At 42.4% G+C, this 26240-nt stretch carries 27 protein-coding genes; all 27 read right to left on the bottom strand.

What is annotated here, in order from left to right:
• Window positions 1–229: 229 nt before the first annotated feature.
• The gene (locus tag FE005_RS05290) at window positions 230–1999 is read right to left on the bottom strand and encodes an ABC transporter ATP-binding protein (protein WP_138371421.1); all 1770 of its coding nucleotides are present in this window, start codon (window positions 1997–1999) and stop codon (window positions 230–232) included.
• The gene (locus FE005_RS05285) at window positions 1992–3707 is read right to left on the bottom strand and encodes an ABC transporter ATP-binding protein (RefSeq protein WP_138371420.1); all 1716 of its coding nucleotides are present in this window, start codon (window positions 3705–3707) and stop codon (window positions 1992–1994) included. The genes FE005_RS05290 and FE005_RS05285 overlap by 8 nt, the downstream gene beginning before the upstream one ends.
• Window positions 3704–4144 carry a MarR family winged helix-turn-helix transcriptional regulator gene (locus FE005_RS05280; protein ID WP_138371419.1) on the bottom strand — a complete coding sequence of 147 codons (441 nt, stop codon included), beginning with the start codon at window positions 4142–4144 and terminating at the stop codon, window positions 3704–3706. The genes FE005_RS05285 and FE005_RS05280 overlap by 4 nt, the downstream gene beginning before the upstream one ends.
• A 220-nt stretch (window positions 4145–4364) precedes the next feature.
• Complete coding sequence (locus FE005_RS05275; protein ID WP_138371418.1) at window positions 4365–6083, bottom strand: hypothetical protein; 1719 nt, start codon at window positions 6081–6083, stop codon at window positions 4365–4367.
• Between the two features lie 334 nt (window positions 6084–6417).
• On the bottom strand, window positions 6418–6792 hold the full coding sequence (fliS, locus tag FE005_RS05270; RefSeq protein ID WP_113848979.1) for a flagellar export chaperone FliS: 375 nt from the start codon (window positions 6790–6792) through the stop codon (window positions 6418–6420).
• Between the two features lie 13 nt (window positions 6793–6805).
• Window positions 6806–7135 (bottom strand): hypothetical protein, encoded by a 330-nt coding sequence (locus FE005_RS05265; RefSeq protein ID WP_103300681.1) that lies wholly within the window; start codon window positions 7133–7135, stop codon window positions 6806–6808.
• Between the two features lie 34 nt (window positions 7136–7169).
• Complete coding sequence (fliD, locus tag FE005_RS05260) at window positions 7170–8585, bottom strand: flagellar filament capping protein FliD (protein ID WP_138371417.1); 1416 nt, start codon at window positions 8583–8585, stop codon at window positions 7170–7172.
• 338 nt (window positions 8586–8923) lie between these two features.
• Complete coding sequence (locus tag FE005_RS05255) at window positions 8924–10009, bottom strand: flagellin (protein ID WP_138371416.1); 1086 nt, start codon at window positions 10007–10009, stop codon at window positions 8924–8926.
• A gap of 399 nt (window positions 10010–10408) precedes the next feature.
• On the bottom strand, window positions 10409–11329 hold the full coding sequence (gene flgL / locus FE005_RS05250; protein WP_103300683.1) for a flagellar hook-associated protein FlgL: 921 nt from the start codon (window positions 11327–11329) through the stop codon (window positions 10409–10411).
• 4 nt (window positions 11330–11333) lie between these two features.
• A complete protein-coding gene (gene flgK, locus FE005_RS05245; RefSeq protein WP_081131822.1) occupies window positions 11334–12848 on the bottom strand; it encodes a flagellar hook-associated protein FlgK in 1515 nt (504 codons plus the stop codon).
• Between the two features lie 11 nt (window positions 12849–12859).
• Complete coding sequence (locus FE005_RS05240; RefSeq protein WP_081131823.1) at window positions 12860–13216, bottom strand: hypothetical protein; 357 nt, start codon at window positions 13214–13216, stop codon at window positions 12860–12862.
• Window positions 13217–13492: a flagellar biosynthesis anti-sigma factor FlgM gene (gene flgM, locus FE005_RS05235; RefSeq protein WP_060813663.1), complete on the bottom strand. Its 276-nt coding sequence runs from the start codon at window positions 13490–13492 to the stop codon at window positions 13217–13219. It lies immediately after the preceding gene.
• A gap of 99 nt (window positions 13493–13591) precedes the next feature.
• A complete protein-coding gene (gene fliY / locus FE005_RS05230) occupies window positions 13592–14635 on the bottom strand; it encodes a flagellar motor switch phosphatase FliY (RefSeq protein ID WP_081131824.1) in 1044 nt (347 codons plus the stop codon).
• Window positions 14632–15642, bottom strand: a complete 1011-nt coding sequence (gene fliM, locus FE005_RS05225) for a flagellar motor switch protein FliM (RefSeq protein WP_081131825.1) — start codon at window positions 15640–15642, stop codon at window positions 14632–14634. The genes fliY and fliM overlap by 4 nt, the downstream gene beginning before the upstream one ends.
• A gap of 18 nt (window positions 15643–15660) precedes the next feature.
• Complete coding sequence (locus tag FE005_RS05220) at window positions 15661–16053, bottom strand: chemotaxis protein CheW (RefSeq protein ID WP_081131826.1); 393 nt, start codon at window positions 16051–16053, stop codon at window positions 15661–15663.
• A gap of 20 nt (window positions 16054–16073) precedes the next feature.
• Window positions 16074–16436: a response regulator gene (locus FE005_RS05215; RefSeq protein ID WP_060813667.1), complete on the bottom strand. Its 363-nt coding sequence runs from the start codon at window positions 16434–16436 to the stop codon at window positions 16074–16076.
• Window positions 16437–16450: 14 nt separating this feature from the next.
• Window positions 16451–17032, bottom strand: coding sequence for a chemotaxis protein CheC (locus FE005_RS05210; protein ID WP_138371415.1), 582 nt, complete (start codon window positions 17030–17032; stop codon window positions 16451–16453).
• Entirely contained in the window at window positions 17029–19047 is a 2019-nt protein-coding gene (locus FE005_RS05205) for a chemotaxis protein CheA (RefSeq protein ID WP_138371414.1), read from the bottom strand. Before FE005_RS05205 ends, FE005_RS05210 begins: the two co-directional genes overlap by 4 nt.
• A 21-nt stretch (window positions 19048–19068) precedes the next feature.
• Complete coding sequence (locus FE005_RS05200) at window positions 19069–19842, bottom strand: protein-glutamate O-methyltransferase CheR (protein WP_138371413.1); 774 nt, start codon at window positions 19840–19842, stop codon at window positions 19069–19071.
• Window positions 19843–19846: 4 nt separating this feature from the next.
• Window positions 19847–20851 (bottom strand): chemotaxis-specific protein-glutamate methyltransferase CheB, encoded by a 1005-nt coding sequence (gene cheB, locus FE005_RS05195; protein ID WP_060813671.1) that lies wholly within the window; start codon window positions 20849–20851, stop codon window positions 19847–19849.
• 15 nt (window positions 20852–20866) lie between these two features.
• Window positions 20867–21400 carry a chemotaxis protein CheD gene (locus tag FE005_RS05190; protein WP_081131831.1) on the bottom strand — a complete coding sequence of 178 codons (534 nt, stop codon included), beginning with the start codon at window positions 21398–21400 and terminating at the stop codon, window positions 20867–20869.
• Complete coding sequence (locus FE005_RS05185; RefSeq protein ID WP_138371412.1) at window positions 21370–21822, bottom strand: chemotaxis protein CheW; 453 nt, start codon at window positions 21820–21822, stop codon at window positions 21370–21372. The genes FE005_RS05190 and FE005_RS05185 overlap by 31 nt, the downstream gene beginning before the upstream one ends.
• Before the next feature lie 18 nt (window positions 21823–21840).
• Window positions 21841–23133 carry a methyl-accepting chemotaxis protein gene (locus tag FE005_RS05180; protein ID WP_081131832.1) on the bottom strand — a complete coding sequence of 431 codons (1293 nt, stop codon included), beginning with the start codon at window positions 23131–23133 and terminating at the stop codon, window positions 21841–21843.
• Window positions 23134–23286: 153 nt separating this feature from the next.
• Window positions 23287–23997 (bottom strand): cell division ATP-binding protein FtsE, encoded by a 711-nt coding sequence (locus tag FE005_RS05175; RefSeq protein WP_081131833.1) that lies wholly within the window; start codon window positions 23995–23997, stop codon window positions 23287–23289.
• An 11-nt stretch (window positions 23998–24008) separates the two neighbouring features.
• Entirely contained in the window at window positions 24009–24791 is a 783-nt protein-coding gene (locus FE005_RS05170; RefSeq protein ID WP_138371411.1) for a flagellar hook-basal body protein, read from the bottom strand.
• Window positions 24792–24801: 10 nt separating this feature from the next.
• A complete protein-coding gene (locus tag FE005_RS05165) occupies window positions 24802–25503 on the bottom strand; it encodes a flagellar hook-basal body protein (protein WP_113848983.1) in 702 nt (233 codons plus the stop codon).
• Window positions 25500–26210 (bottom strand): sigma-70 family RNA polymerase sigma factor, encoded by a 711-nt coding sequence (locus FE005_RS05160; protein ID WP_081131836.1) that lies wholly within the window; start codon window positions 26208–26210, stop codon window positions 25500–25502. Before FE005_RS05160 ends, FE005_RS05165 begins: the two co-directional genes overlap by 4 nt.
• Window positions 26211–26240: the final 30 nt, after the last annotated feature.

The following is a 26240-nucleotide window of genomic DNA, read 5'->3' as shown; positions in this document are numbered from 1 at the left end:
AAAAGCGGTTTGTCATGGAAACGCTGCATAATTTTGTAACTGCTTGCTTGAAAAAGAAGCAGCTGTGACGAGAGGCCTGCAACAAACTGCCTATCCTAGTCATTGTGTAATTCTGAGATTCAATAAATCTTCGTTGCAACTAGATGCAATACCGATTGTTCTGCTACTATGCTTAGATCTCTAGTCCAGTTATTAAGCTGCTACTTCATAGATCCTAGCTATTCGTCGTTTATTCATCAAACTGTGCTTGGTAAAGGGCTGCATACGCACCTGCTCTAGCTAATAATTCATCATGAGTCCCTTGTTCGACGATATTACCGTTTTGGACCACTAAAATCACATCTGCGTGACGGATAGTGGAGAGACGATGAGCGATCACAAAGGACGTTTTGCCTTTCATCAGCTCAGTCATTGCCGTTTGGATCAACCCCTCGGTCTGGGTATCGACATTTGATGTGGCTTCATCTAAAATCAAGAGATCCGCATCCAAAAGCATCGCACGAGCAATGGTCAAAAGCTGCTTTTGTCCTTGCGAAATCCCGCCACCATCTTCTGTGATCAGTGTGTCATACCCTTTTGGCAATTGTTGAATGAACTCATGGACATGGGCTGCTTTAGCCGCTGCCTCTACCTCAGCAAGAGTCGCGGATGCTTTACCGTAAGCCAGGTTTTCAAAGACAGTTCCAGTAAATAACCAAGTATCCTGCAGCACCATCGCATAGCTTTTGCGCAAGCTGCTGCGCGTCGCTTTTTTGATGTCCTGTCCATCTAAACGAATCACTCCTTGATCCGGATCATAAAAACGCATCAAGAGATTCACGATCGTGGTCTTACCTGCCCCGGTTGGACCAACGATAGCGACTAAACTGCCTGGGGCAACGTCCAGCGATAGGTCCTTAATGATCATGCGATCCTTTTGATACCCAAAGGAGACATGATCCAATTGGATACACCCGGTTACTTCTGTAAACTCATAGGCATCAGGAACATCGGAGACTTCCGGTTCTTCATCCAACAAGCGAAAGATCCGTTCTGCTGCTGCCAATGCGGATTGCAAATCGCTAAAGATATTGGCCAGCTCATTGATCGGTCCAGAAAATTTACGAGAGTACAACACGAAGGAGGAGACGCTTCCTAAAGAGAGACGACCGAATAAAAATAGCAGTGCGCCAAAGACACTGATCAGTGACAACGAAACATTGTTGATAAAGTTGATGGACGGGCCCGTCATGCTACCATAATATTCTGCATTGTAATAAGAGGAAACTGCGGCCTGATTTTTTTCATCAAATCGTTCAATGATCGGTTCTTCTTGGTTATAGATCTTAATCGTTTGCTGACCCGAAAGAATTTCTTCTACAAATCCGTTCAATTCCCCTAGCTTTCGCGAACGACGCCGAAATAATGGCTGAAATTTCTTCATTAAATAACGAGTCAATAGAACCGAGGCAGGCACTGTCACTACAAAAATCAAAACGAGCACTGGAGAGATCAGCAACATCATAATAAACGAACCAATAATGGTGACTAAACTACTCAGCACTTGGATGGCATCACTAGCTAATGATGTATTGATCGTATCGACATCATAACTGATTCGACTAATGATATCGCCTGTTTGGACACGATCAAAGTAGCCGATCGGCAATTCAGAAATTTTGTCGAAAATCGCTTTGCGCATGGACTGGACGACACGTTGACTCAGACGGATCATCAATAATGAGATCAGATAACTTAACACCGCTGAACAAAGATAAAAAACAATCATCCATCCGCAATAAAAGAAGACCCGGTGAAAAATGACTTTTCCTGGTCCTGGCTGAATCGCATCGATGGCATAACCGGAAAGCAGTGGACCTACTAAGGAAAACAGATTGCTAGCCATCATTAAAACTGCTGATAATAGAAGAAGCCATTTCGTTTCATACAAATAGTGCCAGAGACGCTTCACAGTTTTTTTCGTCTCTTTTGGTTTTTCGGCGACTGTCTTGCTAGGCATTGATTTTCCCTCCTGTCTGTCCATGATAGATTTCCTGATAGATGGTATTCGTCGCCAGTAATGTGGCATGATCGCCGAATCCACTCATGCGGCCATTTTCCAACACAAGAATCTTATCTGCATGCTGGATCGAACTGATTCGTTGTGCAATCAAAATCGTCGTTGTGTCCGCAAATTGTTGTTTAAGTACTTGGCGTAGTTTGGCGTCTGTCTGATAATCCAATGCACTGGCTGAATCATCCAGGACTAAAATTTGTGGTTCACCAGCTAATGCACGGGATAGGAGGACTCGTTGCTTTTGACCACCGCTTAGATTGCTTCCTTTCGCATGAAGTTCATAGGCCAGTTGTTGTGGCAACTGCTGGATAAATTCCTTTGCTTGTGCCCTAGCGGCAGCTTCTTCGATTTGTTCTTTTGAAAAGCGGCGCCCAAAATCAATATTTTCTTCGATCGTATCAGCAAAAAGGATGTCTTTTTGCAAAACAATGCCAAAATATTGGTGCAGCTCTTCGGGATCCAGTGAGCGGATATCACGGCCATTGATGCGGATCTGTCCATTGGTCGGATCGTATAAACGCAGCAGTAAGCGTACAATCGTTGATTTACCACTGCCGGTAGCTCCGATGATTCCTAACGTCTGTCCCTTGACTAGAGAAAAATCGATTTCCTTCAGAACGGACGTACCATCAGGATAAGTAAAGGAAACGTGGTCAAATACAATGTGTGCTTCTTCATCTCTTGCCGGAAGGGGAACGACCTTCATATCCTGCGGCAGGCGCAGTACAGCTTGAATACGGTCTGCGGAAGCCAAACCTTTTGAGACGATCACGAAAATTCGCGTGATGCTTAACATCGCATTGAGAATAATCGTAAAGTAGGTGAGAAAAGCAATAATCACCCCTGGCTGCGTCAACCCGGCATTCACCCGATAAGCACTCACTAAAATCACCAATGTCAATCCCGCATTCAGAAAAAAATCCATTAAAGGTGGTGTGGCAGCCATCGTCCGGTTCGCCCTTGTTTCTGCCGCAACGACTGACTGATTGACTCGCTGAAATCGTTGTTTTTCATAGTCTGCTTTCGATAATGCTTTGATCACACGAGCACCCGTCACATTTTCCCGGACGGTGCGAACTAGCGTGTCTACTCGCTTTTGCAATTGGGCAAACAAAGGAATCCCTCGCTTAGAAATAATAACGGCGGCAACTAATGTGAATGGTAAAACCCCAACTAATACGAGTGTCAGCACCGGATCTAAGGTTGCTGTGATCAACACTCCTCCTAATAAGAGGATCGGCGCCCGAATGCCAAGTCGTTGGATCATGCCTACCGTTTGATGAATATTGTAAGTATCCGTAGTCAACCGCGAAACCATCGAAGGGATACCGACTTGTTCGATCTGCGGAATCGATAAATAGGCCACTTTGGCAAAAAGATCATGACGTATGCTGCCAGTAGCATCTCTGGCAACACTGGAAGCCATCCGATTGGCAAGAATATTGGTTACAACAGCAATCACCGAACACAGCAGCATCACACCGCCCCACAAGAAAATGGCGGAAACATTTTTTGTAGGAATGATCGTATCAATGATATAGGCTAGGATCCATGGCAACAGCAGATCCATCAAAGACCCAAAAAACTTGATACTGACCCCGAGAGACATACGCCCAATATACGGGTGCAAATATTTTTTTAGTAACTTCACTGAACCTCATCTTCTTTCTTTAAAGCACGCTGTGAGTTTTCTTTTACTAGTTGTAGATCTGCCAGCAATTTTTGCTGTTCTGCTTCAGAAAACCCTTCTAAGACTTGCTCGTTCCACTGCTTCAACAATTGTTGGAGGATAGGTTGCATCGCCAACGCTTTATCGGTTGGATAAACGAGCAGTCGCCGCCCATCCAAACTGCTCGTTTGCCGACAAACATACCCTTTTTCTTCTAAGACTGCTAACTGGCGAGCAACATTGCTTTTATTGACAAAAATCAACTGACCTAAAGCTTCTTGACTGATCCCAGGGTTACGACAGACATTTAAAATGTACGTATGATGCATGGGACCTAACCCATATTTTTTTAGTTCCCTTTCCCGGTACAATGCGGCTAAACGGGCAATGTGGTTGATTGAACGAATGATTGACTCCATAATTTTTCTCCTTTACATGCAGTAAGGTAAATACAGTAGGTTCAGTATAAAGATAATTAGTTGCGCACGCAACTAATTTTTCAAAAATTTTTTACTTAAAAAATCTTAAGCGAAAAAGAAGCAGCTAAAGTGTTGCACACCACAGCTGCTTCTTTTTCGTTTAAGTCCGTTAATCATTCATTGCTGTCTACAAAAAAGCCGCCGACAACCGTTCTCTTGATCATTTTTGGCGTCTAACTGCAGCAAACAGCTGCCGTTTTTTCCAAAGAAAACCGAGAGCCAATAAGACCCATGCAGCCATTGTCAACCACAGTCCCCAGTCAAAATACCACGGCGCATCATAATCCACGATCAGCTCGTTGAGCCCTGTCTGTTGCTTAACAGTCACTGCCCCTATCGTACTCACTTTGATGTCAGAACGCTTCAATGGCTGTCCGTTAAGCTGTAAGGTCGTTCGTTGGTAATTGATGACCGGCAACGCCTTCCAGCTAGAATCTTCTCCTTGCCAGCGCAAAATCAACTGTCCATTAACAACCGCTTTTTGCACTGTCGTATTCTGCTTGATGATTTGTTCCCCGTAAGCATCGTATTTATTTTCCTTTGTGTCACGATAGATGGGAACATAATCGGGGGTTGACCGTTGGAACAGCACCAGTGCCTTCGCTTTGTCTGGACTGAAATAAGCCTCTTTCAGCGTCTGCTGATCAGAAACAAACAGATAGGAGTGGTTTCTGATTTTCACCGCGGAATCGCTGGATTGCCACTCACTCATCTTAGTACTGGTTTGAAACATAATCTGGCCCACACTGACAACTAAAAGCAAAATCAGCCAAATCGGCCGATTCAGACGGCTATCCGCTAAATAGGGCCGCAAAAGACACAATCCTGCAAGAATCAGCACTGTCGCAGGGACAAAAAAGCGAAACGGAAATTGAATCAGTTCAATCAATGGATTTTCGAGACTAGATAACCATTGCCATGGCAAATAGTTAGACGATAACAGGAAAAAAATGCCGGCAACGACAGTCAACAGCTTCAATCCATTGGGGATCTCTTGCCATTTTTTTAAAGCTCCGGCAAAAAATAGCCCACAGACCAATGGGAAAAGGTAGGGCGATGTCCACCAGTAACTGCTGGTACCCGTAATCGTATTTCGCTCCATGTGGTGATTGACGAATGGTGGCAGTAACTGATTGCTTTGATAAAGATCAAGCATTGCCAGCCAAATATTGGCAGTCAACAGCAGAAAAATTCCAATGGCGGCGAATAAATGAAGCAAGAGCCGCTTTTTACCTTGGCTTTTCAAAAAAGTGCGCAAAAAGAAAGGGATATAGATCAAAACCAATAAAATACTCGAAAAAACATGGATTTGAAACAGCGCAGCTACTGACACGCCCACAGCAAACGGACGGATCCGTTGAAAGCGCGTCATATCAATCAATGGAATGAAACAAAAAGGCAATATTGCTGCTCCCCAAGCCGAAAACCCTTGTCGTTCGACCCAATATTGGATCGAATACGTGGTCATAAAAAGGATGCCCATGCCTAGAGATAACCAGCCCGAAACTTTCAATTTTCGCAGTAACGTGTACATTGATGTTCCTGCCAAAAGGTACAGCAATCCATTTGATAAGAGTTGGTATTGGAACCAAGAACGACTGATCAAAACTAATAATCCTTGAAAATAGGCAAAAAATGGTCCATACAATGCATTGACGATCCGACCAGATTGCTGAAAACCATAAATGGAAAGAAAGTATTGATAGTTTCCTTCTTTGATTTGCTGGCTCGTCTCATAAAAACGATTAAAATGAAAGACGGCGTCCGAACCTAAAATCAAGCCACGACCGAACAATTGCGGCAACAATAGCAGCATACTTACACAGAAAATAACGAGCAATTGCAGAACTGTCGGCTTGAATAAAACTTTTTTTTTCACTAAATGACCTCCTTGCAAAACAGTTCTTATTTTTTAGAATAACAGAATTGTCGGATAAGGTAAAAAATAAGCCTTTTTGAAAAGGGTATCATTGTAAAAATTTAATGAAGCATCTCCTAATGGGAGTTAAATTCAACTACACACAGAAAAATGACAGGTTCAATAACCTTTTATGATAATTTTTTTAGAAAGAGTAGTGATGTAGTGCTTCAACGCAATAAAAAAGTCGCAAACCCAATGTTTGCGACTTTGCCCGGCTGAAAACAGCATGTCGTTGTTTTTTCTATATACATACTTGCTTTTGCTACCGTCAGCAAGCTAGTGGTAGACTTGATCAAGCAGATTGGGTAATGGCCTGCCAACTTTCTAATAACTCGCTCAGCAGTTCCGCAACAGCTTGGGCAGGAGCCACTTCTTTTTTGATATTGGCTTCAATCAGCTGCTGATACATGTATTCATACAACGTTGCAAGACCTTCAGCAATCTCACCGCCTTGTTTTTCGTCTAACGACGTACGCAGCTCCAACAAAATATTTTGTGTTTTTATAAAGTATTCATGGGCTTTTGCTAGTTCTTGTTTTTCAATCGCTAACTGGGCCAACTTGATATTCTTGATTGCTGCCTGCAAAAGCATTTCGATCAATTTGTTAGGAGACGCGCTCATCACTTGATTCTTTAAATAATTTGATTGCATTTGCTGATAATTCATTTTCTTTCCCTCACTAATAGTCGAATTCGACAAATCCAGCAACATCTTCCTGCTGCAGATAGGTTTTTACCAAATTATTTTGTCGATTCAAACGTCCCAGTTCTTGTTTGATCAGTGTTTGTTGTGCTTGCACTTGTGTAAGAAATGTTTGATACGCAGCCACGACCTTTTCAACTAGGGCTTGTGTCTGTTTTGTGCGATTCGGACTATCTGTCAGAGTTGCTAAAAGCTCAGCATTGGTTGCCAGCAGTACTTCTGCTTGCTCCACTTCACCGTTCCAATCCGTCAACCCTTGTAAAATCCGTGTTAATCGTTCGTCCAGTGTAGGCAGGCTATTTTCCATTCCACTCTTCCTCTCTTACTCTGATTGTCCAGAATTATTTAGATGAGAATTGACTAGCTAAGTATTCTAACTGGCTCTCAGCTTGCATCATTGCTTCATCAAGTTTGGTAAACATCGTGATATACCGATCTCTTTTCATCTCTAAAATCTTGTCAAAACGTGTGATTTGCTTGTTCAGATCTTTGATGGTGGAATCATAGGTGGCTGATTTTGTAGCGATGACCCCTTTATTGGTAGAAGTATTAACAACATAACTGTTGACTAACTCCTTGATCGCTAATGTATAGCCAGATTCTGTCGTTGATGTGGTCCCGTCGCTGTCTTTGCTTTTGGTCTTTTCATAAAAGAAATCTTTGATCGCTGAAGGATCTTCTTCTAAAGCTTTCTTAAATTTCTCACTATCAAAGCCTAAAGTGCCGTTATTGTCGATTGTCGAAATTCCCAGATCATTCGGTTTTAGATCTGAACCTTTGACAGAAGGGATCGTGATCAAATTACGTAATTGGGTTTGAAGCCGAGTCAGCGCAGTATCCCCAACCAACGCACCCGTCTTGTTGTTTTCACTGCTAGGATCACCAACAGATAGATTTTCACCAATAAAGCTCATTAAGCTGTTGTATTGATCAACTAATCCTTGTACCGCATCTACCAATTTGGAAGTGTCGTTGGTCAAAGATACTTTTACGGATTCGTCGCTGACCTTGGATAGCGTCAGTGTTGCACCATCGATTACGTCGCTGACCGTGTTGCTGTCACGAGTGATCTCCATACCGTCTAACTCAAAAATAGCTGATTGTCCTTGCGTCGTTTTCGCAGTGGAACCGATCCCTAGACTTTCTGCAACATCACCAGAGATAGTAAAATTTTTGTCCCCCATTTTAGTATTGGTCAATACTAACTGGTTATCGATAATATTGGCACTCACAGAGGAATTTTTGCTTTGTTTATTGATTTTATCTGCAATGTCTTTTAGTGAGTCTTCACTAGTGATCTCAATGTCTACCGTGATAGGATTGCCGTCTTTATCTACTTCGGAACTTGTCAAAGAAAGCGTGCCTTCGACATTCAATGCAGCTTTGCTATTATCAGTAACTTTCGTTCCTGTTACTTTAGTAGCAGTAGCTAACTGCTTTACCTTTAGATCGTAGGAACCTTCCAATGCTTCGGCTGTTCCTGAGATAGACGCTATCCCACTGTTTGACGACGCTGCTTTCTTCGTTTGAAATGCCTCGTCTTTTTGCAGGGCATCGATTTTGTTCAAAAAGTTGGTCAAACGAGTGCTGATGTCGCTCCAGGCAGTCTTTTGCGAGTTGATGGTTTTGATTTGATTCTGGGCGCGGGTTTTATTAATGGCATCTGCTGCCAATAAACTTTCGATATCTTCTGCAGTGATCCCCGAATAACTCCCTAATGTCGTACTGATTCCTGAAGCACTTGTAATACTTGCCATTTCCTCATCCCTTTCTAGTGCGCAACCTTTCAAAGACTTCAGAGATCTATTCTCTAAAGTCTTCAATTACGCTGATCATCTGTTGCACCATAGTGGCGGGCTTTCCAACAAGTTGTTCACTTTTCCTGATTTGGACGATATTCTTCAAAAGCTGTGGTGCAGACAACAGCGACCATCCAGTCAACTAGCGTTTCACACTGGACCAGCTCTGTGAATTTGCTTGTTTGGTGCCTCTTGATTATGTGAGCGGTCATCCAGCGACCGATGTTCTTAGTGGTGCTATGTAAAGCCAAGGACCTTGCTTCCCCGTCTGGTCCTTGGCTGTGATTTCCCCAAAATTATTGAAGTAAGCTCAATACGCTGTTTGGCATTGAATTTGCTTGTGCCAACATAGAAGTTGCTGCTTGAGAAAGGATGTTGCTCTTAGTAAAGCTCATCATTTCTTGCGCCATGTCAACGTCACGGATACGTGAGTTTGCTTCAGAAAGGTTTTCTTGCGTTGTACCCAAGTTGTTGATTGTGTGTTCTAGACGGTTTTGAGCCGCACCTAGGTCCGCACGTTGTGCAGAAACAGTTTTGATGGCTTCATCGATTTTGCTGACTGTGCTGTTTTTAGAAGCTTCTTCAACTTCTGTCTTAGCCGTTGCGATAGCTGTTTGGCCATTAGTAGAAGCTTTAAAAGTTTCTAAAGCTGCATCATATGTTTTTTGTGCTGCTGCTTTTGCAGTATCATCAGCCGCATTTTCAATTGCATCTTTAAGTTCTGCAGCTGTTTTACCAGCTGTTGTATCAACTTTACCGTCAGCATCATACTTATCTGAATTAGCTGCATCTAAAAAGGCCGTTTCAACTTTTTTAGCAATTTCAGATTCAGCATCTTTTGCTTCCTCAAGTTTTAAAGCGTCTACGCCTAATGCCTTGGCACCCATATCACCGATTTTTACGCTCATTGTTTGGTTCGCATTGGCACCGATTTGGAAGATGAAAGAAGCTTTTTCACCACTTTCTCCACCTTTTAATAAGCTCTTAGTATTGAATTCTGTTGTTGTGCTGATACGATCGATTTCGTCAGACAAAGCAGAAAACTCTTTTGAGATTGCTTCGCGGTCATCTGTACTCAAAGTTCCGTTTGAACTTTGAACTGCTAAGTCACGCATACGGCCTAAGATGCTGTGGGTTTCATTTAGCGCACCTTCAGCTGTTTGGATCAATGAGATACCATCTTGTGCATTGCTTTTCGCTTGAGACAATCCACCGATTTGGCCTTTCATTTTTTCAGAGATTGCTAGTCCAGCAGCATCGTCGCCGGCTTTGTTGATACGCATACCTGAAGATAGTTTTGATAAAGAGTTGCTTTTAGAAGCATTTGCTGCTGTTAAACGAGAGTAAGTGTTTAACGCAGACACGTTTGTATTGATTCTCATTTGATTATTCCTCCTAATTTTTCGCTAAGGTTTCCCTCTGTTTATATGTATCGGAAGAAAAAACCGTTAGTTAAGATAGGGAAATAAAAAAAATCAAAAAAAATTTATGCTCCGTATAAACAGCTGCTCTTGAACAAGAGAAACCCACGTTCATTCTTGGTAAACGATAGGATCTAAGAAATCATCTTCTATTGCTCCAGCTATCGTGGGAGTGATTCTTATCCAATCTGGCAATAAAACTGCTATAGTCAACCATCAAAAAAACATCTTAAACAAAAAACTCTACTTAGCTATTCGTAAATTGCAGCGGAGCATAGCCGCCTGCAACTTCCTTTTCTAAGTAGAGTCCATAGAGTTTGTTGTTCCTCTCTTGCATCTTACGGTGACATCTATAAACGACTATCTAACGTAATCAAGGATCGTCAACTGCATGATTTTTGTTCCCATCGCCAGTGTACTTTGGTAAGCAGTCATTTGATTAGAAAACTCCATATATTTTTCCACAAAATCAATATCTTGTTTGTTGGAAAGCGTCTCTGTCAAATTCAGTTTCTCTGTTTCATTACGATCTGAGGCAGCTTCTAGCCGATTGTACAAAGCGCCGATTTGGGAACGCACATTCACAAAATGATTGGCATACTCATCATGGGCTTCCAGCAGTTTGCCCCCCAAAGCTTCTTTGTCATCAGTACGCAATGCAGACAATAAATCATTGAAATACGTACTTAAATTTTCCGGATCTGACTCTGTTCCGGTTTCCTTCATTAGACGACTGCCGTCGGATAATAAATCGACAGAAACACCATTCGCGATTTCTCGCGGCAAATCTTTGCTAGTCCCATTGTATTTGATCCCAACGATTTCGCCATCTTCTTTTACGATTTCAAATGGCGGGGTCGTCGTACTGGTACCGCCAAAGATATATCGGCCATCGTAATTGGTATTTAGCGCTTCTACGATCCCTTCGATTTCTTCTTCAATCTCTGCTTTATTGGCCTTTAACTCATCATCACCATTCGTACCATTGGCAGAAGATTGGATCAACGAACGGATTCGCAACATCGATTTGCTGACATTGTCTAATGTTGAATCTTGAACTTTTGACCAAGAAATACTGTCTTTGATCGTACTGCCAAATGTTGCGTTCTGATTGATGGATCCAGTTAGATTCATGATTTTAGAGATCAGCAATGGGTTCTCTGATGATTTGCTGACTTCTTTCAGACTAGATAACTGGTTAAGTGTCTTGTGAACATTCGAGGCGTTAGTGCCTAAATTACGAATAAAATCACTATAAGTAATATTATTTGAAATACGCATTTATCTATACTCCTGTCCGATTGATCAAGGTATCCAGCATCTCCGAAACCACAGAAATGATTCGTGCATTTGCCTGGAATCCTTGTTGAAACCTTATCACGTCAGACATTTCCTCATTGATCGAAACCCCTGAAACGGATTGATTTCTATATTCTAATTGATTTAGCAGTGATAGCTGAGCGCTAGCAGTATTATCTGCTTGCTGTTTTGAGATCCCGTTCTTCGTGACGATACTATTGAAGTAACTGTCACACGTCATACCTGAACCATCTGTTTTGAAGGTAAGTGTGTCGGGATCAAAAGAAGCCATCGTTTCATCTGACAGCGGAAAATCCAATTTTGCATTGCGAAGCTTCGCAATCGCTGCTGCTCTTGAACCATCTCCAGATTCACCTGTTTTACCGGCTTGCAATAAGCTAGGATTATCAATGATACTTTGAGAGACTTTGATCGTACCGGCAGTATCTTCTCCGAATTCAAAGAGACCGGAAGTACTGGATTTTCCATCTGTAAAGATCATATTGACTGCTTTGGCAATGGTTGTGGCAAAATTGTTCAATTCGCTTAAGCGACTGTCAATCTCAGTGACCGAAACTTGCAGACCCCCGATCGATCCTTCTTTGATCGGCAACTCCTCGTAGTTTGTTTGACCGTCTTCTGTTGGCTTATTGATCAAAATCGTCCCTGGAGGGTAATCCCCACTGATTGTCTCCCGTGGATTCAAGCTGTTACCGTCTTTGGAAACGATGGTTCCTTGCTCGTTTTTACCCATCACTACACTGATCGTATTGCGTTCGTCTGCATTTAGGATCGTTTGGCCGCCAATCGCTACATAGCCTCGGCCATATTGATCAAATGTCGTTTCGATCGGTGCCAAGCTTGAAATATCTTTGAGTAGATTGTCCCGCAGATCCAGTAAGTCATTGGAGGTTTGTCCGTCAGTTGCTAAGGCATAGATCTGTTCATTCAATGATTCTAGCTGTTTGATTTTTTCATTGAAATCCAATGCAGATTTTTCGATGTCATCTACCGTGTCACCTTGCAATTTTTTCATTTGCGAAGACATTTGGTTGATAATGTCAGCCAGGGTACTGCTGTTTTCGAGGACTAGACTTTTGGCCGTTTCTAATTCGGGATTGTTGGCTAGCGCAGTCCAAGAGTCAAACATCGTAGACAGCTGTTTCGATAAACCATTATCTGAAGGCTCATTTAAGATACCTTCCAATTGACCAAGGATATCTGCTTTTTGTTCATAGTATGTATATTTGGAATTGGCATTTCGTACTTGCCCAATCACAAAATCATCAACAACGCGCTGCACACTGCTAACCTTGACCCCTGTACCGATCGTACCTGCTCCTGGTAGATAGTAAGGTTGCTGAGTCTGTAGATTGACACGTTGCCGTGAATACCCGTCTGTATTCGTATTGGCGATATTATGGCTGCTCGTTTGTAGTGCTACTTGGTTTGCGCTCATACCGCCAGTAGCGGTCCCAAGTGATCCGAATAATCCTGTCATAAAAGTTCTCCTTAAATTTTTTGGTCAATGATCGCTGTCTGAACAGTGGCCTTTTCCGTATATTTCGAATACGTATTTGCTGCCGGCTGGATGTTGTCTTTAACGGCATCCATCAATGTTTTTTGGTAGCTGAGGGCTTGTTCAGTCAATAAGAGATTTTCTTGCTGTTGTCTTTGGATTTGTTGGATCAATTCACGACATTTGTCTGTCAGATTGCCTTCATAAGATTCGATGACTGGGACAAATCCTTCTTTTTTCTCTACCAGCTCGATCAGTTTTTCACCTTGGCCCTTGATCAAATACTCTTTCTCTTTGACCAAAAGTCGAAAAAAACGTTGTAATTGTCGTTCAAATTCACGTTCTGTCATCTAATCCGCCTTCTTTACATCGCTAGCAAGCATTTTAGTGGCAATTGCTTCTGCTGATACTTGATAAGTGCCATCTTTGATGGATTGTTTTAATGCAGCGACACGATCAGCACGGCTCGCTTCGTTACCGCCACTGTTTTTGATCGTTTGCGCTGTTTTTGACAATTGGACGTCAACCTTTTTTTCGGCAGCGGTTTGCTCTGCTTTGGTTGGCTTGATTGTTTCTCGTTGGATGGCTTTGTCGCTATACTCTGCATAACCTCTTGCGATTTTCATGAGAGTTCCTCCATTCTCGGTGCTTCTTCTATTTTATACTATCGGATAAAAAGAAAAAAAGTTAAACCTTTTTGTTTAACTTTTTCTAAGAAGATTCACTTAACTCAAGTTATGAATCCGTTGCTTTTGGGACAAGATATTGGTGATCCGGACACCAAAGTTCTCATTGATGACGACAACTTCTCCTTTAGCGATCAATTTCCCGTTCAACAATATTTCTAACGGTTCATCTGTCAGTTTGTCCAATTCGATGACCGATCCAGCATTGAAAGATAAAATTTCTTTGACTGTTTTTTTGCTGCGTCCCAAAACAACACTTAGATCCAATGGCACGTCTAAAATCAAATCCAGATTATCGCCATCTGTGGTTGGTGTTGCATTTAATGGCTGGAATGCTGGTTGACTGACTTCCACTTGCGGTTGGTTAACCGCAGGTTCTGGTTTTGCTTCTACAGCGGGCTGCGGTTTTGCCGGTGTTTCCCGTTCCACAACTGTTGCTTGATCTGCTAACATCGCGGCTACGATATCATTGACGACTGGATCGCTAAAAACTTGCATGATCTCACTCTCGATCGCACCTTCCACACTTAGTGAGAATGAAATACAGTAAATTTCTTCTTCCTTAACTGCCTCGTATTCCAGAGCTTCTGATTCGCTCCATAGTTTGACGATCGGTGGTAAAATATCCACTTTGCGATTGATCATCGTTGCCATCGAGGTAGATGCGGTACCGATCATTTGGTTCATTGCTTCGGCAACAGCACTTAGCTCTAGTTCTGTGAATTGAGTACTTGTTGTTTCACCTGTGCCTCCCATCATCAAATCTGCAATGATGATTGCATCTTTGACTTCCAAGAGCATCAAATTGCTGCCGACAAGTCCTTCTTTAAACTCAACAATCGTGGCCACTTTCGGTGCCACTAGATCATCTAAAATCGTTTGAAGTTTGACTCTGACAACTCTAGGCGTTGTAATGCTGACACGTCGATTCAAGATCGACGATAAGGTCGTTGCCGCTTGGGACATCGAAATATTCCCGACTTCTCCGATAATATCAACTTTTACTTGTTCATCTACATTTTGCTGAGAGGTATCGTGATTCATCAATGCATCGATCTCTGATTGGCTAAAACTTTCGCTCATTCTTCTTGCTCCTCTTCTAACTTGTCTAATAATTCAATGGCTAGCTTATCTCCCTGCTTGCCAGGTTTCGCGCGATAAAACGGTTTTCCATCAACAAAGGTCTCTAATGGTTCCGTGATCTTTTTATCTAATTTGATGACATCCCCGACTTCTAAATGAATGAAGTCTGACAAACTCATCTGGGCATATCCTAACAAAGCTTCCAGATTTAACGCGACTCCATTCAAACTTTTTTGCAGCTCGCGGCTATCCTCAGAACTGGCTGGTTGATTGCTGTCGAACCAATTACGAAAACTTAGTTTATCAATGATTCCTTCAAAGAAGACATAAGGAACACATAAGTTGATAAAACTCTTGGTTTCGAAAATTTTCAATGTGAAGGTCACCAACACAACAGGTTCATTGGGTGACATATTTTGCAGCAACTGCGGATTAGTATCCAACCCATCCAAGACTGAATCTAACTTGACGATATCTTGCCAGACACTTTCATAGACCCGTACGAATAGTTTGACTACTTCTTCCAGAATGGCTGTTTCAATATCCGTGAAATTCGTCTTGTCTTCTAAATCAATCTCTGATTGTTTGCTTTGATACGCATCCAATCCTCCACATAATAGTTCCACCATCAACATGCACAGTTGAGGGTTCATCTCGATGAATTGAATCCCATTTAGCGGTTGAGAACGAAAGAGTCCTAACAACGTAAACTTAGGGATCGAATGGATAAATTCATCGTAACTTACTTGTTCGATAGCAGCCAACTGCAAAGTTACGTTGGTACGCAATTGGGTAGACAGCATACTGCTGCTCATTTTAGAAAAGTCTTCAAAGATCATGTGCAGGGTATTGACGTACTCTTTGGATAACTTTGTTGGTCTGCGAAAGTCGTAGGCTTTTACTTTTGTCTGCTTGTCTTCTTCATTCATTACCTCTTTATCGATCTCTCCTGTGCTCATCGCATTCAGTAAGAGATCTATTTCTTGCTGCGTCAATACCTGATCCACACTAATCCCCCATTTTTCTTAAAAAATCAACTGATCAATTTTGATCACACTTGCTACTTTATCTGACAATGATACGACACCAATGGCATGACTGCTGCCTTCTTGATCACTCAATTGCAGATCTGACTCTTGTAATTCCAGCACTTCGATGACTTCTTCGACTAAAACGCCCTTGCGATCATCGCCTTGCTTCATGATCAAAACATTCCGATCCTCTGCAGAACTTGATACTGCGATCAATTTCGAGAGCCGAATCACTGTCAAAACGGTCCCTCGCAAGTTGATCAAGCCTTCGACCCATTCAGGCGCTAATGGGACTTTAGTGATTTCTGGTGCATCGATAACTTCCTCAACCGATTCAGCAGAAATCAGATAATGTTGCTGCGCCATTTTAAAAAGAATCATTTGCATCTCAACACATCCTCTGAAGTCTAAGCAAAAGCTTTATCAATAGACGCGATCACTCGATCGGTATCAAATGGTTTCACGATGAAATCCATTGCTCCTGCTCGAATAGCATCCATAACCATACCTTGTTGACCCATGGCACTACACATGATCACTTTCGCTGATGGATCAGACGAACGAATCATTTTCAACGCTTCTAAGCCATCTACTTCTGGCATTGTAATATCCATTGTTACTAGATCGGGTGCAGTGGCTTGGTATTTTTCATAAGCTTCTTTCCCATTTTGTGCTTCTCCGACTACTTCATAGCCGTTTTTTTCAAGAATATCTTTTAATTTCATGCGCATAAACACCGCATCATCGACGATTAATACTTTTTTTGACATAATTGTTACTCCCTTCAAATACCTAATGTACCAAATATTTCTTCTAGAACACCCTCTTCTGGAATAAAGAACAGCGAGGCGTCTAGTGTTTCTTGTTCATAAGAAAACTCATTGCGAATGACCAAAACGTGATCATCAAACTGATTTAATGCTAGATAAAGGCTACTAATTGCAGCACCAAAGAAATCATAACGAGCCATCGGTAGCGACGCCGCTAATTCAGCAGACAATAGTTGGCTGATCGCATTTAGAAACGAATTAAAAATGATATTCGTCACCTCACTAATGATCGACTGCTTCATTTCTTCAGTGGCATCTTCCATGACCAGATGGACCAGTCGATCGGCAGCAACATCTGAAAGTACAAAGAGAAACACGCCGCTGAATGTACCGCTGATTGAACTGATCACTGCATGGACCTCTTTGTCTTCTTCCATGATCTGTGTATAGAGAGTTTGATAATCCAAGACCGCTACTTCCGGTACACTCATTGAGATAGGTTGCGCGATCAGCTTAGAAATACTTGTGGCAGCATTTCCGCCTCCAATATTGATCAGTTCTTTTAATCCGTCTAATTGCAAGTCGGTGTATTTCATTGCCGCTCATCCTTTTTTTCTCCACAAATCGCATTGACATCTAAAATCAGTGCAATCGAGCCGTTTCCTAAAATCGTCGCCCCCTGATAGCGATCCAGCTGCTGGAGGAGCGGATCGATCTTTTTAATCACGATTTCTTGCTGACCAACTAACTCGTCTGCCAACAAGCCATAATATTGCTGTTCGCTGTTGACAATGATGGCGAATTTTTTTCCGACTGTGTTTCCCTCGATTCCTAAAAGCTGATCGGTCCGAATAATCGGAATCAAATCTTCCTGGAAACGATAAACTTCTTGAGAAACGGTCTGAATCACTTCTTCTTTAATGATCACTACACGTTCAACTAAATCAAGCGGAATCGCAAAGGTTTCGGTTCCTACACGCACCATTAGTGCTTGAATGATCGATAAGGTCAATGGTAGTTTGATCGTAAAGCGCGTCCCCTTATTGGGCCGACTCCATAATTCAATCGTGCCGCCTAAATTAGCGATCTTCGATTGTACCGCATCCATCCCTACACCTCGACCCGAGATATTCGTAACTTTTTCTGCTGTCGAAAATCCCGGATGGAAAATCAGTTGCTGGATCTCTTCATCAGATAAGCCTTCTGTGGCTAAGCCTTTTCTTTCCGCACTTGCTTTGATCACTTGTGGGTCTAATCCCTTGCCATCATCTTCTAGCGTGATGATGACTCGATTGCCTTCCTGGTATGCAGCTAACCGAATCGTTCCTTTACGGGATTTTCCTAATGCTTCCCGTTCTTCTGGACTTTCGATCCCATGATCGACAGAATTACGCAGGAGATGGACCAATGGCTCACTCAGTTCAGAAACAACCGTCTTATCCAACTCTGTTTCTTCTCCAATGATTACCAGATCCATTTCTTTTCCTAGTTCAGTCGATAAATCCCGCACCATTCGGGGAAAGCGGCTGAAAACGACATTGACCTGCTGCATACGAATCCGCAATACCAAGTCCTGCAATTCAGATGTCAGATGGGAGACTTGTTCCAGCGGATCTTTGATTGCTTCGATGTTTTCGCGATGGCTGACATCTTCCAGCTGGTTGCGATAGACGACTAATTCCGAAACTAGATCCAAAAAAGAATCGAGTCGCGATAGATCCACCCGGATCGATTGATTAGAAACAGACGCATGATGTGTCATTGTTTCTTTGGTTTTGGGTATTGGTTCTTTCGTGGTGTCTGTTTTTAGAGTCTCATTTGTTGCTTGAGACGGATTTGCTTGAAAAGGCTCAACTCGAAACTCTTCGATCTCACTATTACTAGCAATATTCTTTTGGACTTCCGCCAACTCATTCTGAGTGAGATACACTAGCCTAAAATCAGAATCAAAATCACCTTCTTCCAATTGTTCCGCACTCGGTTCCGTATGCAGGATATCACCAGATTGTTCCAGTTTTTCCATGATCAAAAAGGCTCTAGGCCCCTTGAGCATGGAATCTTTTTCTAAGCGGACCGCAATGCTGAAGGCGTGGTAATCCCCGGCTACCGCTTGTTCGATCACAAAAAGATCCGAAGAATCTAATTGCTCAAATGCCAGCGATAACTGCGCAAGCGGTGTATCGGAGGTTGTTGTTTCCGAATGTTGTTGATCGGATTGATTTTGGCTTTGCTGTTCTACTTGATCTAATTCCAGCAGCAAATCTGTGATTTGATTCGGCTGCAGTTCTTTTTCTTCCCGCAAGTCTTCCACCAATTCGGATAACCGATCCAAGCATTTAAAAATCAGCGAGATGGAATCACTCGTCACTGACAACGTTGCTGTTTTGAATAGCTCAAAAATATTTTCCATCTTGTGGGTCAACTGTGTCATCACATCGTACCCCATCGTCGCTGCCATCCCTTTCAGTGTATGAGCTGAGCGGAAAATATCATTTAAAAGTGCTGTGTCTTGCGGATTGCTTTCTAATGCCAATACATGGTCGTTCAGCTGTTGCAGATGGTCATCTGTCTCTTCGAAGAAAAGCGTACGGTATACGCTATTATCATCCAAATGAATCCCTCCTTTGCGAAATTATATTTTTTGATAAATAAAGGAATCGATTTTTTTCAACCCGAATTTTTCCGAAAAATTAATCGTTTCTGTTGCTCCAGTAAATAAAATCCCACCTGGTACTAAGGCATCACTAAACTTCTGATACACTTCGTCTCTGGCATCACTTTTGAAATAAATCGTTACATTGCGGCAGACGATCACGTGACAATTCTTTTCATAGGGATCTTTCAATAGATCATGTTTCTTGAAATGAACTTTCCGCTTGAGTTCTGGTTTGATCTGATAAGTGTTTCTCTCTTTGACCTCAAAATAATTCGCTAGTTCTTCAATAGGAACATTTCTTAGCTCGTGCTCGCGATACACCCCTTGTTTTGCCTTTGTCAAAATCTGCTGATCGATATCCGTTGCTAAAACAGCGGGCGCTGCCAAGCGATTTTTCTCTAACAGCATGGCGATCGTATAAGGCTCCGCACCTATCGAGCAAGCCGCACTCCAAATTTTCGGCAATGCAAACTGTGGCACGATCTTAGTCAGCAGCGTTTTTTCAAAGGCATCAAATAACTCTTTGTTACGATAAAATTCGGTAACATTGATCGTGATATGGGCTAGAAAAGCTTCTCTGGCAACCATATCTTTCTCCAAAAGCCGCTGGTATTCCTGCAAATTTTTAGCACCTGAATGTTCCATGATGGTCAAAATCCGTCTTTGCATTTGACTTTCTTTGTAGGCCGCTAGCTGTACCCCCAGCCGATCACTGACCCATTGATTAAAAACAACAAAATCTGTCTCCATGTTCTCACCCGACTATCTGTCCGATTTTTGTTTCAATCTTGCTTAGTGCTAGAACTTCATCGACTGCCTTTTGTTCGATGGCGTATCGCGGCATCCCGAAGACCACACAACTGTCTTTGTCCTGAGCGATGGTATAACCACCTTCTTGTTGGATCGCTTGCATTCCTTTGGCACCATCTTTACCCATTCCAGTCAATAAAACACCGACTAGCCCCTTTTGATAAGCGCTGGCTGCTGAAGTGAATAAATAATCAACCGCCGGCCTAGTTCCGTGAAGCTTCTCCCGTTGATTCAGGTGAAAACGCCCTTGTCCCACTGTCATATGGTAATCTCCTGGGCAAAGATAGACTTGGTTTTCAATCGGCATGCCGTCGGTCACTTCTTTGACTGGTACTGTTGTTTCCGAGTTCAGACGTTGAGCGAAAGATGCAGTGAATCCAGCCGGCATGTGTTGAACGATCATGACTGGGCAATGCAGTCGTTTAGGCAAGCCGCGGATGATTCCCAACAAAGCTCTGGGGCCACCGGTGGAAGAGCCAATCACGACTGCTTCAACTGTCCGTGGCAAATGGTGTGACGTTAATTTTATTTGTTCAGCTATACTATGGTTTATTTCCTTAGAATGGTTTTGATCAAGCGAATCGATTTTTTTGTAGAAATCATCGATCCAGTCTTGTTGAATCTGAGATAGATTAACAGGCTTTTCAACGAAGTCTGCCGCCCCGAGCTCTAATGACTCAATCGTTGTTTCTTGATTTGTCATTGAACTGAGCATGATTACCGGAACGGTGTACTGTTCTTTGATCATCCGCAATGTCTCTAATCCATCCAATACAGGCATTTCTACATCCATCACTACAAGGTCGAAAGATTCTTTCGCAAGATGATCTAGTGCTTGCTTGCCATTACGAGCAGCAGCAGCTACTTTGATGTGGGGCATCTGTTCCAACAGATCCGTCACCACTTTCCGCATAAAAGCAGAATCATCTACGATCAATACTCTTTTCATTTTTTTCAAACTCCTTTATAGATAGATGATTTCTTGATTTACGATCCGAACCATTGTTGTAAAATCGTCTAAGTCAACGATCATTGTTCTTCCAGCCGTACCACCAACGTGTTTGGCTACAATGGGAATTCCCAACTTGGCCAAAGATTGTTCAACTGCCTCAACATTGCGTTGTCCGATATTGCTCGTATTCGTGATTGTTTGGAATTGAAACATATTGGCACCACCAACGATTTTGGCTTTGAATCGCGGAGCACGTACTTTACGCTGCAATTCTGCAACCATGTTTGGCAATGCCAGATCAGCAAATTTTCCCGGCTTGATCTCCCGCTTGTGGGAAAATGGTTGACTATCTGGCAGCATAATATGGCTCAGTCCGCCAATTTTGCTTTTTTCATCATAAATGATCGTGCCAACGCAGGATCCCAGTCCAACGGTCATTAATTTGTCCGGATACTGGGCAATTTTATACTCTGAGATGCCTACATGAATCTCCTGTTTTGTTTTCAATAGACGGGTCAACTCGTTTCTCCGAACGTGTCCTGCCATTCCTCCGGTTCATAGTCAAATAAAAAGGAGAGCGCCAATAATAGTACGACGGATTCCTCGCTTTTCAAAAATTGCTCGATATAACTTTGTTTAAGTCCCGAACGATCAAGCTGAGCTTCATAATCCGTCTCTTCCAGCGTAGAGATCCCCACGATCTCATCGACATACAGCCCAAGATCTTGATCATTCCAATGACATAAGATGACATTGTTCCGTTCAGAAACCGTTGTGGGCTCTTTGAATAGTTTACGGCGAACATCAATAATCGGGATCATTTTTTCTTGAAATTCATAGACACCTAAAACGAAATCAGCCACTTCCGGTAACTGAATAAAGGATTGGGCTTCAATCACTCGTGTCACTTGCTGGACTCGGATTGCAAAGAGCTGGTCATGACTTCTAAATATTACATATTGCTCCATTAGCATCTTTTCCTCTCTCTAGAATTTAAAGCTATCTACTTGGAACTTCAGAATGCTCGCGATCGTTTCGATTTCTTGCGCATTCGATTCAAATTCTTCGATGACCAAATAGAAATCTTCCAAGTTGGCCGTCACTTCTTGGGTGCCGGCAGAGGTTTCTGAAACAGCAGAGGAAATATTGCTGACAGAGACTTGCACCATATCTTTTTTCTCCACGATGCCGGTAATATGTGACTCGACTGTTTGGATACTCATTACTAATTTTTCAACAATATCAGAGATTTCATTAGCTAAATCAATCACCTTATTGATATTGTCTGTTTGTTTTTTCCCGCCCTCATAAGAATTCATCGCTGCTGAAACAACTTTCTCAGATTTTTTGCGGATTGCTTCAATGATCGTCCGAATACTTTTAGTCGATTGACTGCTCTGTTCTGCCAAACTGCGAACTTCTTCTGCCACAATGGCAAATCCGCGGCCTGCTTCCCCTGCACGAGCTGCTTCGATCGAAGCATTTAATGCCAAAAGATTGGTTTGATCAGAAATATCATTAATCAACTGAACGATTTTGCCGATACTTTGAATGTCTTCATTCATATCATTCATACCATCCACCAAATCAGCTTGATTTTGACGTTCGACTTCCCAACTTTCTGAGACATACATCATCACTTCAGAATTTCGATAATTGCTATCTTGAGATTTTTGCACGTAGCCATTCATGAGGTCGATCTCTTTGTGGATTTCCTCGATGCTTGTTGCTAATTCGTCCATGTCAACAGAGGTCTGTTCTGCTTCAGAGGCTTGAGAACTGGCTGCGTTGGCGATAGCGTTCATCGTTTGGCGAACATTTTCGATAGATGTTTTGGCATTTTTGGACGTATTGGTCAAATTTCCAACCATTTCCGTCATGCGGGTGCTTTCTTCATGCATTCCCACGATTACTGCTTTAAATGTATTCAAGACACCTTTAAAACTATTTTTGACCTTTTCAAAGAGGGGATCATTTCCGTCATTCCCCATAGCATCAATGTGCGAGAGGTCTCCTCCACTAACAATTTCCAATTCTGCTAGTAATGTATCCATTCCTGGATCCTTATGTTTCACCACAAAAGAGAGTACGACAACTCCAATAAATTCCAATAAGAGAACGATTATTGAAAAAATAAAGAACACATGACTCAACTGATCGTCTCCGTGAGGCCGTAAAACAAAGAAATAGCACCCCAATAAAACGACAAACGTAATAATTAAGGGAAGCAGCGTAGCGAGGCGGATTTTTTTGATAATAGCTTGTAACTTCTTCTTCATGACAGTATCCTTTCCTATGCGATATGATCGTCAATGATTTTTATCAAGATTCGCTCTTCACTTGATAATCGCAGTGTCACTCCTTCTTTATCCGATTATGAAAACAATCTTCTAGTTCCCTAATCGGATAATTAACTAGAAATTTAAGGCTTGTCACCAGACATATGTATCTTTCGGGTCTGCATAACGGGTATAGCCGCCGTTGCGATCGTCCCGTATCAATCGTCCTTCTTTAAGCTCAAAAACACGATTCCGAACAGTATTGACCATGGTGCTGTCATGGGTAGCAAGAAGCACGGTGGCACCTAACTGGTTGATCTTTATGAATAATTTCATGATTTCTACTGCGGATTTAATATCTAAATTTGCTGTAGGTTCATCTGCGATCAAGACTGCCGGTTCAGTTACGATGGCACGGGCGATCGCGATCTTTTTGCATTGTCCTACCGACAATTCATGGGGATAGCAAGATTGATAAGCCGTCATGCCCACCATTTGCAATGCTTTATCGGTTTTTTCTTTGCGTATTTTCCGTGGCACGCCCAATACCTGTAATGCATATTCAATGTTTTTATAAGCCGTCATATGTGCCAACAGCAGGTCTTCCTGCTGGATAATGCCTACTTGTCGCCGAATCATATATAAGTGACGATCTTTCAGCCCTTCTAGCAGCACATTGCCAATTTGGATCGACCCTGCTGAAAGCTCTTCTTCTTTCAGCAGTAACTTGAACAGTGTCGATTTGCCAGAGCCGCTCGGTCCTACGACATAAATAAATTCGCCTTGCGAGATCTCAGCGGTAATATTTGCTAATGCTAGCGTGCCATTTTGGAATTGCTTGCTGACTTTGGTTAATCGGATCATTGGTCTCTCCTCTAATTAGTAAAACGATTGACAACAGCTAACATATCATCCGTTGTTTGCATTGCTTTTGTATTAAGGGCGTATGCTCTTTGTGTCGTCAGCAGTTCTGTCATTGAACCGGCCAAGTCTACATTCGATCCCTCCAAATAATGTTGATTGATCGTTCCAAAAGCGGTTGGGTCTGCTTGAGAACTTGTTAGCTGGGCATTTTGTGTTTGAAATAGCTGACTTCCCACAGGAACCAGATCATTCATATTGGTTGGGTTATAAAGTGTCAATTGCCCTAGTAGAACTGCCTGTCCATTTTGTTGGGTCATTAATCGGCCTGCAGAATCAATTTGGATGTTCTGGGCATTTGGCCATTGATTAGCGGGTACCATAGTAGTCATAGCGACAGGGTAGCCATCGCTGGTGACTAGTCCTTTTTCAGCATCTAACTGGAAATTACCAGCTCTTGTCAAAAGCAACTCATTGTTTCCATTGCGGACGCCAAAGAATCCCGTACCTTGGATCGCCACATCTAGCGGCTGACTGCTAGATGTCAACACGCCTTGACCAAAGCTAGTTCCAGTTGTAGCTGAAGAACCAACGTTCCAGCCGTATTGTGCCGCATTACCACTGAAATAGACTTCCTCAGTTGATACTGCATTGTTGATCAGTTCTTTGAAATGAGTCGTTTGCGTTTGATAACCATTGGTATTGACATTGGCAATGTTGTTAGCAACATTGTCCAAATTCTTTTGTAAACTGTTCATTCCTGAACGACTGATCCCTAATAAACCGTTCATATTCATTCTGCTATCCTCAAATCTTTCCTAATTCGTTCACTGCTTTTTGGAGTGTTTCATTGGTGGAGTTCAATACTTTTTGGTTTGCTTCAAATTCTCTTGATGTCTGGATCATTGCCACCATCTCGTCTGCCACGACCACATTGGCTTGTTCCAGATACCCTTGCTGCACCGTCGGCCGTGCAGCGATCGTCCCTGCATTGTCGCTGGTATAGTAAGTTTCCCCATTGGCCATCAACTGGTCTGGTTCAAACAAACGGACTTGGAATTGCGGATTATCTGCTGCGGTCACTGGCTGATTGCCATTGCCTAAAACAACGTATCCTTCTTGGGTCACGTATTGATTCTGCTGATTAAGGGTAAAGTCCCCTTTTCGCGTGTATAATGTTTCTCCTGCAGGTGTTCGGACAGTAAAGTAGCCATCAGAAAGCAGTGCGAAATCTGTTGCTTGATCCGTTTGTTTTATCGCCCCAGCTGCCTGTTCCAAACTGGTGCCGGCTAATTGATTCCCGAATGCCAGTCCACCAATATCATGACGAGTGTTTGCCTGAGCACCGCCTTGATAATTATGTAATGCTACTTCATCTAATGTCGATTGAAATAGTTTTTTTGCTTGATACCCAGTGGTTTTGACATTGGCGATGTTCCCACTAGTCGTTTCTTGCCGTTTCTGTAAGACATTGATGTTGCGGGAAAGAATATCTAATCCTCGAATCATGCTAGTTCCTCCTTGATCAATAATCGTAATTTAGCTACCATTTTGCCGTGGATCTGTGAAACCCTTGGAATTGAGATTTCTAAAATTTCTGCGATCTCTTTGAGTGTCAATTCTTCGGTGTAATACAAACTCAAAATCAACTGCTCTCTTTCCCCGAGCTTTTTGATACAGGTAGTCAATGCTTGCAGACGTTCTGTTTCTAATAACGCTTCTTCCACATCTACTGCTTCTTTATCGCTGATAGAATCTTTGATCGTCATACCTTCATCTTGAGCAGAAAACAATGTATCCTCTAATGACACACTAGCTAAATAATGTAGGCTTTCATAAATATCTGCCAACTGTCCGCGACTAATTCCCATCTGTTTAGAGATTTCTGTATCAGTCGCTTCTCGCTTCAAGGTTTGCTCTAACTCTTGTCGTGCTTGATAAAATTGGTTAACTGCCGCCATTTTATAACGTGAGATTTTTGCATGCTTGCGTACTTCGTCAATGATCGCTCCTTTGATACGAAGGACCGCATAACTTTCAAAAGGCACTTTTTTCGTCGGATCAAATTTGTTTAACGCATCCATCAATCCGATGACCCCAATGTTGAATAGATCTCCTTGTTCGTAATCTGTCGTTTTGATTGACATTCGCTGAACCACGCGTTCGACTAGAGGAAGGTATTTAATGATTTCTGCTTCTCTATCCACTTCGTACATCGGTTATTCTCCTTTCACTTCGCACTCTTT

This window comes from Enterococcus sp. M190262, assembly GCF_005843965.1.
In the GTDB taxonomy this organism is placed as follows: Bacteria; Bacillota; Bacilli; order Lactobacillales; family Enterococcaceae; genus Enterococcus_D; species Enterococcus_D gallinarum.
Note: the sequence above shows the minus strand (reverse complement) of the source record. Positions and strands in the feature narration are given on the sequence as shown.

Coding starts and splice junctions, on each gene's coding strand:
- FE005_RS05215 (WP_060813667.1), bottom strand. CDS start 16,436: ATGTCAAAAAAAGTATTAATCGTCGATGATGCGGTGTTTATGCGCATG.
- cheB (WP_060813671.1), bottom strand. CDS start 20,851: ATGAAAAGAGTATTGATCGTAGATGATTCTGCTTTTATGCGGAAAGTG.
- FE005_RS05190 (WP_081131831.1), bottom strand. CDS start 21,400: ATGGCAGGACACGTTCGGAGAAACGAGTTGACCCGTCTATTGAAAACA.
- FE005_RS05170 (WP_138371411.1), bottom strand. CDS start 24,791: ATGAATATGAACGGTTTATTAGGGATCAGTCGTTCAGGAATGAACAGT.
- flgK (WP_081131822.1), bottom strand. CDS start 12,848: ATGACAGGATTATTCGGATCACTTGGGACCGCTACTGGCGGTATGAGC.
- flgL (WP_103300683.1), bottom strand. CDS start 11,329: ATGCGTATTTCAAATAATATTACTTATAGTGATTTTATTCGTAATTTA.
- FE005_RS05180 (WP_081131832.1), bottom strand. CDS start 23,133: ATGAAGAAGAAGTTACAAGCTATTATCAAAAAAATCCGCCTCGCTACG.
- FE005_RS05160 (WP_081131836.1), bottom strand. CDS start 26,210: ATGTACGAAGTGGATAGAGAAGCAGAAATCATTAAATACCTTCCTCTA.
- FE005_RS05240 (WP_081131823.1), bottom strand. CDS start 13,216: ATGACAGAACGTGAATTTGAACGACAATTACAACGTTTTTTTCGACTT.
- fliD (WP_138371417.1), bottom strand. CDS start 8,585: ATGGCAAGTATTACAAGTGCTTCAGGAATCAGTACGACATTAGGGAGT.
- FE005_RS05255 (WP_138371416.1), bottom strand. CDS start 10,009: ATGAGAATCAATACAAACGTGTCTGCGTTAAACACTTACTCTCGTTTA.
- flgM (WP_060813663.1), bottom strand. CDS start 13,492: ATGAAAATCGCAAGAGGTTATGCAGAGTATAGCGACAAAGCCATCCAA.
- FE005_RS05200 (WP_138371413.1), bottom strand. CDS start 19,842: ATGGAGACAGATTTTGTTGTTTTTAATCAATGGGTCAGTGATCGGCTG.
- FE005_RS05185 (WP_138371412.1), bottom strand. CDS start 21,822: ATGGAGCAATATGTAATATTTAGAAGTCATGACCAGCTCTTTGCAATC.
- FE005_RS05280 (WP_138371419.1), bottom strand. CDS start 4,144: ATGGAGTCAATCATTCGTTCAATCAACCACATTGCCCGTTTAGCCGCA.
- fliS (WP_113848979.1), bottom strand. CDS start 6,792: ATGAATTATCAGCAAATGCAATCAAATTATTTAAAGAATCAAGTGATG.
- FE005_RS05210 (WP_138371415.1), bottom strand. CDS start 17,032: ATGAAATACACCGACTTGCAATTAGACGGATTAAAAGAACTGATCAAT.
- FE005_RS05290 (WP_138371421.1), bottom strand. CDS start 1,999: ATGCCTAGCAAGACAGTCGCCGAAAAACCAAAAGAGACGAAAAAAACT.
- FE005_RS05265 (WP_103300681.1), bottom strand. CDS start 7,135: ATGGAAAATAGCCTGCCTACACTGGACGAACGATTAACACGGATTTTA.
- FE005_RS05165 (WP_113848983.1), bottom strand. CDS start 25,503: ATGATTCGAGGATTAGATATTCTTTCCCGCAACATCAATGTCTTACAG.
- fliY (WP_081131824.1), bottom strand. CDS start 14,635: ATGAGCGAAAGTTTTAGCCAATCAGAGATCGATGCATTGATGAATCAC.
- FE005_RS05175 (WP_081131833.1), bottom strand. CDS start 23,997: ATGATCCGATTAACCAAAGTCAGCAAGCAATTCCAAAATGGCACGCTA.
- FE005_RS05220 (WP_081131826.1), bottom strand. CDS start 16,053: ATGCAAATGATTCTTTTTAAAATGGCGCAGCAACATTATCTGATTTCT.